This is a genomic window from Streptomyces sp. NBC_00872 (genome assembly GCF_045161915.1).
In the GTDB taxonomy this organism is placed as follows: domain Bacteria; phylum Actinomycetota; class Actinomycetes; order Streptomycetales; family Streptomycetaceae; genus Streptomyces.
This window is the reverse complement of the sequence record NZ_CP108806.1, coordinates 4,285,953-4,299,144: the sequence shown is the minus strand read 5'-3', so window position 1 is coordinate 4,299,144 and position 13,192 is coordinate 4,285,953. Positions and strand designations below refer to the sequence as shown.

The window sequence follows — 13,192 nt, the reverse complement described above, 5'->3', positions numbered from 1 at the left end:
CCCCCGGCACAGCTCCGGAGGACCGGGGACAGCCGAACCGTCAAGCGGCGGACGCGTCCCGCAGCGGCACGTGCCACACCAGTCGGGCGCCGCCGGCCGGCGGGGTGTCGTGGGTGAAGGTGCCACCCAGTTCCTCCGCCCGCCGCGCGATGTTCTTCAGTCCGCTGCGCGCCGCCCCCGGCGGGATGCCGGTGCCGTCGTCCGCCACGCTCAGCGTCAACCGGCCCTCCCTCACGCCGACATGGACGTCCACCGTGCGCGCCGCCGAGTGGCGCGCGGTGTTGCTGAGGGCCTCCACCAGCACCGCGATCAGGTGATCGGCGATGTGGTGCGGGACCTCGGTGTCGACGAGCCCTTCGATACGCACCGCCGGGCTGAAGCCCAGCGCGGCGGCCGCTCCGTCCACCGCGGCCGCCACCCGGGCGCGTACCCCGCCGTCCGCCCCGCCCGACCGCTGGACGCGCAGGCCGAAGATGGTCGAGCGGATGATCTTGATGGTGTCGTCGAGGTCGTTGACGGCGCGCTCGATGCGTTCGGCGGCTCCGGGGTGCTGGTCGAACTTCTGGGCGCTCTGGAGGGTCATACCGGTGGCGAACAGCCGTTGAATGGCCAGGTCGTGGAGGTCGCGGGCGATACGGTCGCGGTCCTCCAGCAGGGCGATCTGCTCGGCGTCGCTGCGGCGTTCGGCCAGTTCCATGGCGAGCGCGGCCTGGCCGGCGAAGCCGAGCAGCGGTGCCGACTGCGTACGCGCGAACGGTTCGCGCCCCGTGGTGCGGGCCAGCAGCAGCACCCCGCGTACCCGGTTCCCGGTGCCCAGTGGGACCGCCACGGCCGGCCCCATGCCCGCCCAGCGGGACTCGGAGCCGATGACCCGCTCGTCCGTGGCGATGTTCATGCTGAGGACGGGCTCCGCACTGGTGAACGCCGCGCTGATGAAACCGTCCTGGACCTCCGGCGCGGGGCCCCTGTGGGTCTGGGCGTCCTGCCCGACCACCAAGGCGGTGCGGAGGTCGCCGGTACCCGCGAGAGGTTCGGCCACCAGCCCCAGGTCGGCGGAGAGTATCTGCCGGGCGCGTTCGACGATCAGCTCCAGCACCTGCGCACGCGGGGCACCGGAGAGCAGGCTGTTGGTGACCTCGGCGCTGGCTGTCAGCCACTGTTCCCGATTGCGTCCCTCCTCGTAGAGGCGCGCGTTCTCGATCGCCACACCGGCCGCGACCGCCAGGGTCGACAGGACCGACTGGTCCTCCGCGTCGAACTCGCGGGCGCTGCGCTTCTCCGTCAGGTACAGATTCCCGAACACCTCGTCCCGCACCCGGATGGGCACACCGAGGAACGAGTGCATCGGCGGATGGTTGACGGGAAAGCCGGAGGACGACTCGTGGCCGCCCAGCTCCGCCAGCCGCAACGGCTCCGGGTGGCGGATCAGCTCACCCAGCAGGCCGTGTCCGCTGGGCAACTCGCCGATCCGGGAGCGCAGTTCGTCGTCGATGCCCACGGTGATGAACTCCGACAACCGCTGCTCGCCGCCGATCACCCCGAGCGCGCCGTACTCCGCGTCCACGAGCACGACGGCCGCCTCGACTATGCCCCTCAGCACCTGCGGGAGGTCCAGCTCGCGGCCGACCGAGAGCACCGCTTCGAGGAGGCTGTGCACCCGGTCCCGCGTGCCGCGTACGGCTTCGATCCGGACCTGGAGCTCCTCCAGCAATTCGTCCAGCCGCAACCGCGGAAGCCCCTGGTCCGTCGTGCCGTTCCCGTCTGTCCGCACAGATCCTCCAGCCACTCGCCCATCGCCCGGTGGAACACGGCACGCGCCACGATAGACGGCCCCCCGGCGACCAACGCGGCCCACCATGTGCCCACCGCGCTGTCCACCCCCTTGCTGCCCACCCCTGCGCTGCTCACCCTGGACGGGCGGTGGGCGAAGGGCGGCGGGCGGAGGACGCCGGCCCCGACCATGAACGGATGTTCAACGCCTGCCAGGACGGCCTGCCTGGCGCCACGTCGGTCGTGCGGGCGCTCTAGGAGTGGGCGTTTCCTCCTGTCAAGTGGTGCGCAAGCGGTGCGAGGGGCCAAGAGAGATCTAGACAACAAAGAACCCCCGGGCCGTTGGCCTGGGGCTTTTGTGCGGAGCGGGTGACGAGAATCGAACTCGCGCTCTGAGCTTGGGAGTCACCCGGCGCTTCATCGCCGCGGGCGCCCCTGACCAGCGAGAACCTTGTGTCAGACCCGGCACCGTGTTGATCTCCAGCATCGGGGTCCGCCCGTCGGGAGAGACCAGGAAGTCGACGCGGGAGACTCCGTGCGCGCCGATCCGCCGGACGATGGGCCCCCACGGCACCTGGGTCCTACCACTCCACGAAGACCTACACGCTGCCCGCACCCTTCGCTGGCTTCAGCGGCAGCGGCGGAGTCATGGCCATCACCGTCAAGAACAACGGCGGGAATATCTCGCAGAAGGTCACCTACAAGAAGGGGCCTGAACCCAAGCCTGATCTGAAGAAGTGTGAGGACCTGTTCTCCCAGATGGAGAGTTACATGTGCGACGAACTGACACGCAACGCGCGGTCCGACGACGTGAAAATGATCCAGGGCTTGCTGCGACCGTGGGCGTGGTACGACGGACTGGTCGGGCGCCACAAGGGGAGTGACACGACGGCAGCCCTGTCTATGTGGGGTGCCAAGGTCTGTCCCAAGGTCTTGCTGGGCAAGTGGGTACATTGACGAGCCGTGCGGCGGAGGTGTTTCCGGAGCCGACGGCTATGGGGGGGTATGGGCAACCGACGGCTGCATGTATGTCTCGGCACCGTGGTGGGGCTGGCTCTTGCGGTGCTTACGGCCATGCTTCTCGGCAGGGCATTGAGCGCCTGCGACGTTGGAGTGAACAATGCGGCGAACAGCACCTTCCTGCTCTTCCTCTTCATTCCATGCCTCTGGGCTGTCCTGCTCCTGGGCTGGGTGGCGGTGGGCGCCCTCCTGGGGAACCGACCGCTCCTCCACGCTCTCGCCCTCGTGGTGGTACTCCTTGGCCTTTCCTGGTGCGCCATCTCGCTTTTCTGGAGTGGCATCACATATGACTGTCCCAGCGGCGTACCCCCGTGGTGGCCAGGCTTCCTTCCCGCCCCCGGGTTCTGAGTAAGGGCCGGGGACCGGCGCTGTGGCTTCGCTCCGTTTCCAGCCGCCGCCGCTTCAAGTGGTGTAGGCCGCCGACGAGGTGCCCGTGGCCGGAGCCGGATGCGACGCCGCGGACCTGGGTCGCTCCGCGGTGGACGACGACACGGTCGGGGCCGTCCTCGGAGGAGCCGACTTCTGTCCGCTCGCCGACGACGCGGCAAAGCTGCCCAAGCGGCTGCTCAAAGCCATCAGGGAGACGGCGGCCGAGGACGATGATCCGCAAGAACCCGTGCCGGATCCGCGGCGCCGGCCGTGAGGAGGCGGACGAGCGCCCCGTCGCCACGGTCGCTCAGGTCTTCGCCCTGGCCGATGTGATCGGACTGCGCTGGCGCCTGATGGTGCTGCTCGGCGCGTTCGCCTCGATGCGCCCGGAGGAACTGGCCGAGCTGCGACGAGGTGACGTCGACCTGGACGCCGGATCGGTGTGGGTACGGCGTGCCGCACCCGAGTTGAACACCGGCCGCCGCGTCGTCGGTGACCCCAAGTCCCGTGCGGGGAAGCGGGAGATCGTGCTGCCGGCCTTCGTGCACGTCGATGTACGGCAACACCTGGACTGGTTTGCCCAGCCCGGCCCGGACGGGCTGGTGTTCGTCGGCGAGAAGGGGGCCGCGTTGCGGGGGACCACCTTCGGCCGCAAGTGGCGCAGGGCGCGCGACAAGGTCGGCCTACCCGGGGATTTCCGCTTCTACCCGCCGGCCCTGGCCCGGGACAGCGGCCGCCTGAGGTGTCATCGATGATGCGGACGCAGCCTGGCAGAGGAGTGTTTTCGCTCGTGAGGGCTTTGGGTGCCGAAATGGGTAAGAAGCCGCTCAATCGAGTGAACTGTCAGAGGTTTATTTTTGGCACCCACCGCGATGTCGCAGCTTGCTGGCCGGACCGTTACCGGGACCGAAACCATGTGATCGACGGCGGTGTCGACACGGTGTCCCGTCTGGGCCACGCTGTGTGCCGGTGGCGTGCCTTGCGCGTACGCCGTGCTCGCCTTGTGAGAAGCGAACGAGGGGTGTGCCGCGTGGGGGACGATACCTTCGACGACCGGCTGAGCCGGAATCCGATTGCCGTCGTGGGGCTCGCGGGGACGTTTTCCTCGGCCCGGGACGTACGGGAATTCTGGCGCGACATCATGATCGGCACCGACCGCACAGAACATTGCGATCCTGATCCCTTCGCCAGGACACGACCTACTGCCACCACGGTGGATGCCACCGGACGACGCCGACTTCCTGAGCACCGCCCACGCGAGCGGGTGGCTGTCGCGTCCGCCGGCGTTCCCACAGCGTCCTGAGAGAAGAATTTCGCCATGCGGGATGACAGTGGGATCTCCGACGCCTACAGCGACGAGAACGTGCTCTTCCACGTCCTCAGGCACATGGGGTGGGGCGATCTGGTGAACCTCGGGTACTTCACCGTTCCCACCCTGCCCGCGCTGTTGGGCGGGTTGGCCTTCTTCCAACGGCGTCTGGCCCGGCGGTCGATGTCGCTGCTGCGGACGTCAGCCGGGCAACGGGTGCTCGACGCCTGCTGCGGACGAGGCCGTACGACGGCCGCGCTGGGTCAAGTCGGCTGCGACGTCCTCGGATTGGACGTCAGCGACGGGCAGATCAGCCAGGCGCGGACGCGTTTCGGGCGCTTTCCGAATGTCGCGTTCGCGGTTGCCGATGTGACCGCTCTGCCTCCGCGGGCAGTTGGCCGGGACCTTGGTGACGGCTCGTTCGATCAGGTGCACTGTCTCGAAGCGGCCTTCCACTTCGGTCCGGCAGGCCGGCGGGCTTTCCTGTCCGAAAGCTTTCGCGTTCTGCGTCCCGGTGGCCGGCTTGTCCTTGTCGATTTCACCTGGCGTACCGCGGACCCGCACATGATCCAGGATCTCGACCCGGCCGGCCTGGTACGCGGGGCCTGGCAGTTCGAGGAATTCGAGCCCCTGGACAGCTATCTCAAGCACGCCCTCGCGGTCGGCTTTCGCGTGGAGAACGTCCTGGACTGGTCCAGCGCCGTCACCGACCGTTTCGCGTGGGTGAGCACCTGGGCCGCGACCATGGCGGGGTCCCGCGCGGGCCGGGAGACGTTGTGCCTGCGCTGGCGGGGTCTTCGGGAACTCAGTGCCCGCGACTGGCAGTACTTCGTCAAAGCCGTCCACGCCCACCGGGCGGTAAGCACAGCCACCGGGTACAACGCATTGGTCCTCGACAAGCCCGCGTGACGGGAAACCGTGACATGCCGCGTCCGGGTGGCCCCAGGACGGTCAGGACAGTGACCGACCAGCAGGTGGGCGCCACGCACCGGTCGGCACGGGCGACGGCGAACGATGTGTCGGCGTTTCATTGTGCGTGGACGGAGCGAACGGTGACCTTGTCTCCCACGTGGTTCACCTGGACGTAATACGGCTGCCCCGATGCGACGCGGGCGGTCCGCAGGTCGGCGTTCACCTCCACCGTGGACGGATGCACCCCGGCCAGACGACCGACGTGCTCCTTGACGGCCATGAGCTCAAGGTGATCACTGGCCCGGGAGCCCGGCGGCAGGCCCCACGCGTGCGCCACCGTGCCTCGCAGCCAGTCCACCTCGTCCACCTCCCCCGCGTGGAGTGTCGTCGTCCCGTCCACGGTCCTGGTCAGCCCCGGCCCGTTGAGGGGACGAGCGTTGGCCAGGAACTCCCGGCGCTCGACCGGCGATACACGGGAGAGCAACCCGATCGGCAACAGAACGCAGACCAGCCGCAGCACCGCCGCGACCCGTCCGTCCACACAGAACTGGACCTCGGTCGCAGGCAACGGCCCGAGGCCCGCCTGGCCGGAGCCGAAACCGGTGAAGCGGGCCTCGACCTCGATCTCACCGGCATCCGGCAGGGCTTCGAACAGCTCCAGCGAGTCCACCCGGAGCGGAAATCCGACCTTGCCGTCACCGATCTCCGCTACCCATCGCCACAGGCTGTTGTTCGGGATGGCCTGCACCCCCGCGTCCAGCAGCCCCTGACCCAGGCACCCCTTCGGCACCGTTCCGCGCCCGGCATCGAGGATCGCGGAGGAACCGGTGGACCCGGTCGCCCACGAGGTCAGGTACTGGAACGACGGGCCGTGGAAGAGTTCGGCCGACTCGTACGGGTCGGGCTGGACCACGGCGTCCGGCAGCGCGGCGAACCTGTCCGGCCGGGTGTCCGGCCAGTCGCCCACCAGTACAGTGGCCCGCGCCACCTCCTCGTACCGGGACAGCGCGGGCATTCCCGCTTCCCGCCACATCAGCAGTTTCACCGCGAGCCCGGTCGGCCCGGGTTCCACCTCGGTCCGCAGCCGGACGGGTTCGGTGAGCGGTATCCAGCGGCGAAGACGAACGTCGCGCACGGCGACCACGCGCTGCCCGGTGTAGTCCGCCGCGGCCTGGGAAAGCCTGTCGACCACGGACATCATCGGCATCGCGGGGAGCGTCCAGGTCGGACAGTGGTCAGCCACCCAGGTATCGACGCCGGGATCGAGCAGCGTGTCCACCACGGACGGCGAGCCGTCTCCCGGCACGACGCGCATGCCGATCCCCCGGGCGTGGTAAATGCATGTGTCGTCCCCCCAGAGCCGGGCTTCGGCGATCGCATAGCGTCCACGCGCGTCCTCGCCGGCTTCCAGGATGTCCATCTCCACCCTGATCAACCGGTTGGCCGGGGTGATCTGTCCGCGGTACTTCCAGATCACCTCGACACCGAGCATGACGGGCTCGAACCGGGGCCGCGGTACGCCCGTGGTGAGTCCGCGCTCGATCAAGTAGAACTGGAGAAGTTGGCACATCGCCTCGATTCCGAGTGAGCCCGGCTGAACCGGGTCCTGGAAGAAGTGCGCCTTGAAGAACCATTCGCCCGCGTCGACGTCCTTCTCCGACCGCAGTCGCCCGAGCCCGGCGTCGCCTCCTTCCGGCCAGTAACCGGTGATCCGGTCGAGCATCAGCAGCATGGGGCCGGGCAGCCGGGCCGGACTGCCGAAGTAGCGGTCGGGAGACATCGTGAGGTCGACCGTCCGGTCGCAGGGAGCTTCCAGAGCGGCCAGGTCCCTCTCGGACACGGGCAGTCCGGTCTGGTTGTCGAAGGCCGACGACGGGAAGTACCCGAACACGGTCGACAGCGAGAAGACCTCCGCGTCGTCGGCGAAACAGCGCACCCCGAACGACATGATGATCATCTCACCGCTCCGTGAGACGGTGGTCAGGTCCGCCTCGGTGCGCACGGTCCCTGTCGTCGGCAGGATCTCGCCGGTGACTGTTCCCGTCCCGTCGAGGTTACGGAAGAGCAGATCGGTCTCGGTGGTCAGTGGGGCGCCGGTGTAGCCGGCCAGCCACCCGCACGGTTGCAGCGCGATTTCCATGAGCACGGCGAACGGCATGACGCCGCCGTTCTGCTCGAAATACCACGCCTGGTCGGGCACGTCGTACTCGGCAACCACGCTGCTGCCCTGCCGCATGGCGCCCTGCGGATCGTCCACCGAGACGACACGGGTCATGAAGTGGTAGGGCGGACCGGGCAGTCGTGCGATCCTCCGCGTGCTGTCGAAGGGTGCGGCCGCGGCGCCGAACGCCTCGCTCGGCCTTCCCCACGCGCCAGCCAGCAAGGAGGGGTAGTCGAAGGCGAACCCGTCGGACACGGCTGCCGCCTTCGAGCCGCGGTAGCCGACCAGGCCGCCGAGCGAAGCGAGCGGGAGCGGGGTGCCGTTCGTCTGCTCCACGTGCTCTCCCAGCCGCCGCCAGTGCGACAGCGGCCAGTCGGGTACCAGTCGGAGTGTGATGTTCTGACCGTGAAATGCCTTGATCCCGTCGACGGTGCCCAGCACGTCGGCGTACAGCGTCGGCACCGGCCCGGCCGAGAGGCCGTGCACGAACACCTCGTACACGACCCGCTTGCTCGCCGGGGTGGCCTGCCCCCGGCACCGGACGGTGTACGGCCGCTCGTCCGCCACCTCAAAGCGCCAACCGTCCCTGGCGACGGCGAAGCCCGTGGCCGCCAGGTAGAAGGCCATGGCCTGCAGCCCGCCCTGGAGCATCAGGGTTCCTGGCATGCAGGGATCATTCTTGAAGTGCCCGTCGAAGAACCAGTCGTCCGGCGAGACGGGCGTCTCGGCGCGGAGGTAGCCGCGTCCCCACGGGCCGCCGGCCGGGTCGAACGCGGTTACCTCCTGGAGCAGCAGCAGCCGGCCGCTGTCGATACGAGGCGGGCGCACATGCGCCCTGGTCGCTTCCCAGCCGGGGCCGAAGCAGTCCGCCGGCCGTCCGTCGGCGAAGGCCAGCACCTGCTGGGCGGTGAAACTCGATGGAGCGCCGGGCACCGCCGGAGCGTCGAGGGGAACGTCATCGGCCGGTGAGGAGTCGGCGGGGTCCCAGCGCACTCCGTCGGTGCTGTCGAGTTCGGCCTTGGTGAAGAAGCCGGCCTGACCGTCGCGGACGCTCAGCCGGAGCTGGTCTCCGACGTAGCAGTCGTAGCGGAAGAAGAAGAGGCGGACACCGTTGTGCTGGGCGTGCCGCTCGATGTGGATCTCGTACCGCAGTGTCTCCCCCGCCTCGGGCTGACCGCCGTAGTACGTCAGCTCGCATCCCAGCAGCCGGTAGGCCCGCTCGCCTCGGTTGACCAGGTCGATCCCGAGCCAGCTGATCAGCAACAGATCCGCCTGGCCCGCCTCGATCATCAGGGCCGCAGGAATCCGTCCGGTGGCGTCGAGATACCAGCTGTCGAGGCGGATGTCCGTCTCGGTCCAGATCGTGCCGGTGGCGTGCTCCGGGCCGAGTTCGACCAGTGCCGCGGGTACGGCGTCGATTCCGGTGACCCGGTCCGCGAGGAGCATCGGCGGCTCGGGCATCCGCGTCTGCACCGGGTACTCGTCCTGCGCGGCGAACTTCGGACCGAAGAGGGTGGAGATCCGCTGCGCGGCGAGGTGTTCCAGTCCGGCCCGGTCGAACTTCGGTCCTGGCAAGGACTCCGGCGACTGGGAACCGGTTGGTATGGCCGGCGGCGGAGCGGCCGGGCGCACCGGTGGTGGGGGCGGAGACGGAGGCGGTGGCGTGGTTCCCGCCGCGGCGTTCGCCAGTGCCGTGAGCATCTGAGCTCTGGTCTGGAGGAACCTCTGGTGCGACAGCATGTGCTGGGCGACGACGTCCTGGTGCAGCGCGATCACGCGGTGGCTGTGCTGGGCGACCAGCGCGTGCGTGGTCGTCGGCTGCGACACGGCGGGGGCGGGGGCTGGGACGGCGGGGGCGGGGGCGGGGACGTCGGGGACGGCGGGAGCGTGTTCCGCGTCGGCGATGACGGGCGGACCGGTCTCGTACGCCAGAGCCAGGGCCGGGGCCAGTTGAGGGGCTCGCGGCATGATCACCACCGGTTGTCCGACGGAGGGCAAGCCGATCTCCCGGTGTGCGGGCACCTTCATGGTGGGTTCGCCCTTTGCTTGTACGGGTGCCGCCGCCCGGAGCTGTTCGAAGAGAGCGTCCGCGCGGACGGGCACCCCGGCGACGACGAGTTCGGCCACGGCGAGGCACAGCTGCCGCAGTCCCCTGCCCTGCGGGGCGTCGAGCGCGACGGCCACATGGTCGCGGTCGCCCAGGATGCGCTTGATCCATCCGGTGCACAGGCCACGGGGCCCGTGCTCCACGAAAACCCGGACTCCGTCGTCCCATGCCCGCTCGATCGTGCCCGCGAAGTCGATCGTGCCGACGCCCTGCGCGGTGACCGCGTCAGCCGCCCGCCCGGCCGTTGGGGAGTACGAGTCAGTGGTGGCCCCGCTGTAGAACCGCACCCCTGGCACGTCGGTGGTGGGACGGTGGTGGAGGTTCCACCACCGGTCGCGGACCTCGGCCAGTTCGGGGGCGTGCGCGGCCAGGTCGTATTCGATCGGGATGACGTGGGCGGCGCCGAGCCGCGACATGACGAGGCCACAAGCCCGCGACTCGCCGCCGACCACGCACACGCCTGGGGCGTTGATCGCCATCAGGTGGACCGCGCGTTCGCCCGCGAGTTCGGCGCGGACCCGGTCGACAGGGGCGGTGACCAGGTAGCTCGACCAGCGATCACCCCGTACGCCGAGGCGTTCCCACGCACGGCGTACCGCCCGGAGTTCACCGGTGAGGTCTCTGGTGAAGATGCCGCTCTCCCAGGCTTCCCGCCGGAGGTCCGCGACGTCCCGCCACGCCCCCAGAGCCACGAGGGCGGCCGACTCACCGGAGGAGTAGCCGATGGCGGCGTCCGGTCTCAGCCCGAGCAGCCCTCGGGTGACTTCGGTGTGGACGGTGGCCAGTTGGGCGGCTCCCCAGATCTGGTCGAACACCAGCGGCTCCGATCCGGGCTTCGGCGGCCGTACGGCGGCTGACCCGAAGGCGCCCGTGGCGGCCTCGCTCACCGAGGGCAGGGCCAGCGTCACTTCGCGGCCCATGCCTGGGTAGGCGGCCGAGCCGTTGGTGAACACGAACGCGATCTGTCCCGGCACCGGAAGGTCCCGGTAGAGCACGCCGGGTGGCTTGACGCCGCCATCGGCGAGCCAGCGCCTGGCGGCGTCCCGCTGCGAGGAGAGAGCCTCCTCGGCCACGAAAGCCAGCCGTGCGGGACCGTCCGAGGACTCGGCTCCGGCGTCCAGCGCGGCCAGGACCTCCTGCCGGTCACGGCCGGAGAAGACGTGCAGTCGTGGCGCCGGTCCGGTCATCCAGGGCCCGGCGTCACCGGCCCGCAGCCGGACACTCACCGGGGGTGCTCCCAGCGGCGACACCACGACCGCCGCGGTACGCAGATCCGGATCGGGTTCAGCGCGGCCCCCCACCCTGGGCATCGCGCGATGCCGAAGGGCTGTCGCCGCGACCGCGACCCCCAGCAGTCCCTGAGCGGCATGAGCCCGGCCGAAGAGCCCGGCCGGATCGAACCCGGCCGGATCGAACCCGGCCTCCGCGCCGTCACCGACGACCAGATCCGGCCGCGCGGTGGGTTCGTCGTCCAGCAGGGCGAGCACGGTATCCCCGTCACGGCGGGCGTCCTTGAGGCGCTTCAGGACCACCACTACGGCGGCGTCGCCCGGAGCGGTCTCACGTCCCAGCTCACGCAGTGCCGTCCGGTGGACCGGTTCACAGGACAGGTCCACCGCACCGACGAGCGCGGCGTCGGCCTCGCCGGTTCTGATGGCGCGTGCCGCGATGTCCAGCGCGACCAGGCCGGATGCCTCCTCGGCCGACACCGTGAATCCGGGGCCGCCGAGGTCCAACTGGGTGTTGACGCGGTTGGCCGCGAGGTTGGGCAGGCTTCCGACCACTCGCTCCGAGACCATTGGCGAGGAAAACGCGTCCCGCAACCGGGCGATCAGTTCGGGATCGGTGCGGTGCCCGGTCTCTTCGAGCCACGACGGAACCCGCCAGCGCGCGGCCGCACCGGCGATCTGTACGTCCACGCCCGTTCCGACGAGCACCATGGTCCTCTCACGTGACAGGGCGATGTCCCGTACGGCTTCCCGTGCGGCCTCCAGCACCAGGAGTTGTTGGGGACTGGCGTCTTTCACAGCCAGTGGAGGGAAGCACAGGCCCGGCAGGGCCACGTCGAGTTCCGTCGCCGGTCCGCGCCGCTCGCCGTCGAGCACCGCGCGGCGGAAGTCCTCGGCGTCGGGCCCGTCGCCGACGCGGGCTCCGATGGACACGATCGCCACCGGCTCAGGGGAAACCCGCGGGGTCGGCGACGCCGTTGCCCGGGTGCCGGCGACACCGTCCCATGCGTCGATGATCAGATGAGCGTTGGCGCCGCCGAAGCCGAAGGCGCTGACGGCGGCGCGGCGAAGCCCCTGCCACTGCTCGGACGCGCCCAGTATCCGCAGGGGAGTGCCGCTCAGTTCGGCGAGCGGTTCCTCGGCGCCGAGCGTCGCCGGGCGGATGCCCGCCCGCATCGCGCCGAGCACCTTGAGCAGCCCACTGGCGCCGGCCGGCGCCAGCAGGTGGCCGACATTGGATTTCACAGAACCGATGGGAACGTCGGTGCTGTCCGCGAAGACGCGGGACATGCTGCGTGCTTCCACCGCGTCCCCGACCGGTGTACCCGTCGCGTGGCACTCGACGAGCGAGACGGTTTCCGGTGCGATCCCCGCCATGGCGAAGGCCAGGCGCATCGCCCTCTCCTGGCCTTCCTCCGCCGGACTGAGCAGCCCACGGCCGCGCCCGTCGTTGGACAGCCCGATGCCCCGGATCACCCCGAGAACGGGCACCCGGGCGGCGAGCGCGTCACCCAGCCGCATCAGGGCGACGAATCCGGCGCCCTCGCCGTGCAGCAACCCGTCGGCGTCGCGGTGGAAGGGACGGCTGCGGCTGCTCCGGCTCACCGCGGACAGTCCGCAGAACCCCACGTGCAGAAACAGGTTGTCGACCCGGTTGACCGCTCCGGCCACCATCACGTCCGCCGTGCCGTCGTGCAGGCGGTCGCAGGCCAGCTTGATCGCGTACAACGACGAGGCACAAGCGGCGTCGAGCGCGAACGCCCCCGCCCCGAGCCCCAGCGCCTTGGCCGCGAAGTGCGCGGGAAACCCCGAGGAGAACCGGTTGCGCGCGTCGGGCCTGACCCGCCGTCCCCCGGTCAGCAGGGACGGCGCCCCGTCGGACAGCCACACGTGCTCGGCGAAGGCTGAGCCCGCGCTTGTCGGGTAGGACAGGTTTCCCAGCACCAGTCCGGCGCGCGGCAGCGGCCCGTCGTGTCCGGCCTCCCGCAATGCCTGCCGGGCGCCGTGCAGCACCCAGTGGAACAGCGGGTCCAGACCCAGGATCTGTTCCGGATCCACGAGAAACCCGTTCGGGTCGAACGCGGTGTCGAAGCCCCGTACGTAACCGCCGACGTCGGTCCAGGAACGGTCGAGGTGATCGTCGACGGTTCCCATGGCCCACCGGTGGGGCAACCGCCACCGGCCGTCCGGAACCGGCGTGAGGCTGCACCGGCCCGCGACGATGTTGTCCCAGAACGTATCCGGGTCGAGTGCGTCGGGGAACACACACCCCCGGCCGACGACGGCGATCGGTTCGAATCCCATACCAGTCCCAC

General features: G+C 69.9%; 6 protein-coding genes and 1 pseudogene. 4 read left to right on the top strand and 3 right to left on the bottom strand.

What is annotated here, in order from left to right; genetic code table 11:
* Positions 1–40: 40 nt before the first annotated feature.
* Positions 41–1,858 carry a GAF domain-containing protein gene (locus OG214_RS18360; protein ID WP_405985318.1) on the bottom strand — a complete coding sequence of 606 codons (1,818 nt, stop codon included), beginning with the start codon at positions 1,856–1,858 and terminating at the stop codon, positions 41–43.
* Between the two features lie 228 nt (positions 1,859–2,086).
* Positions 2,087–2,344 carry a hypothetical protein gene (locus OG214_RS18355; protein WP_405985317.1) on the bottom strand — a complete coding sequence of 86 codons (258 nt, stop codon included), beginning with the start codon at positions 2,342–2,344 and terminating at the stop codon, positions 2,087–2,089.
* Between the two features lie 74 nt (positions 2,345–2,418).
* Between OG214_RS18355 and OG214_RS18350 the strand changes: the two genes are divergently transcribed.
* The 4 genes and pseudogenes from OG214_RS18350 to OG214_RS18335 all read left to right on the top strand — a co-directional run bounded on the left by OG214_RS18350 (position 2,419) and on the right by OG214_RS18335 (position 5,377).
* Positions 2,419–2,727 (top strand): hypothetical protein, encoded by a 309-nt coding sequence (locus OG214_RS18350; RefSeq protein ID WP_405985316.1) that lies wholly within the window; start codon positions 2,419–2,421, stop codon positions 2,725–2,727.
* 622 nt (positions 2,728–3,349) lie between these two features.
* Positions 3,350–3,866: pseudogene (locus OG214_RS18345) on the top strand (tyrosine-type recombinase/integrase); the annotation flags it as partial.
* Between the two features lie 323 nt (positions 3,867–4,189).
* On the top strand, positions 4,190–4,462 hold the full coding sequence (locus OG214_RS18340; protein ID WP_405985315.1) for a beta-ketoacyl synthase N-terminal-like domain-containing protein: 273 nt from the start codon (positions 4,190–4,192) through the stop codon (positions 4,460–4,462).
* A gap of 15 nt (positions 4,463–4,477) precedes the next feature.
* Positions 4,478–5,377: a class I SAM-dependent methyltransferase gene (locus OG214_RS18335; protein WP_405985314.1), complete on the top strand. Its 900-nt coding sequence runs from the start codon at positions 4,478–4,480 to the stop codon at positions 5,375–5,377.
* A 118-nt stretch (positions 5,378–5,495) separates the two neighbouring features.
* Here the strand turns inward: OG214_RS18335 and OG214_RS18330 are convergent, their stop codons facing one another.
* Positions 5,496–13,181, bottom strand: coding sequence for a beta-ketoacyl synthase N-terminal-like domain-containing protein (locus tag OG214_RS18330; protein ID WP_405985313.1), 7,686 nt, complete (start codon positions 13,179–13,181; stop codon positions 5,496–5,498).
* Between the last annotated feature and the right edge of the window lie 11 nt (positions 13,182–13,192).

Coding starts and splice junctions, on each gene's coding strand:
- OG214_RS18360 (WP_405985318.1), bottom strand. CDS start 1,858: ATGGTGGGCCGCGTTGGTCGCCGGGGGGCCGTCTATCGTGGCGCGTGC.
- OG214_RS18350 (WP_405985316.1), top strand. CDS start 2,419: ATGGCCATCACCGTCAAGAACAACGGCGGGAATATCTCGCAGAAGGTC.
- OG214_RS18335 (WP_405985314.1), top strand. CDS start 4,478: ATGCGGGATGACAGTGGGATCTCCGACGCCTACAGCGACGAGAACGTG.
- OG214_RS18330 (WP_405985313.1), bottom strand. CDS start 13,181: ATGGGATTCGAACCGATCGCCGTCGTCGGCCGGGGGTGTGTGTTCCCC.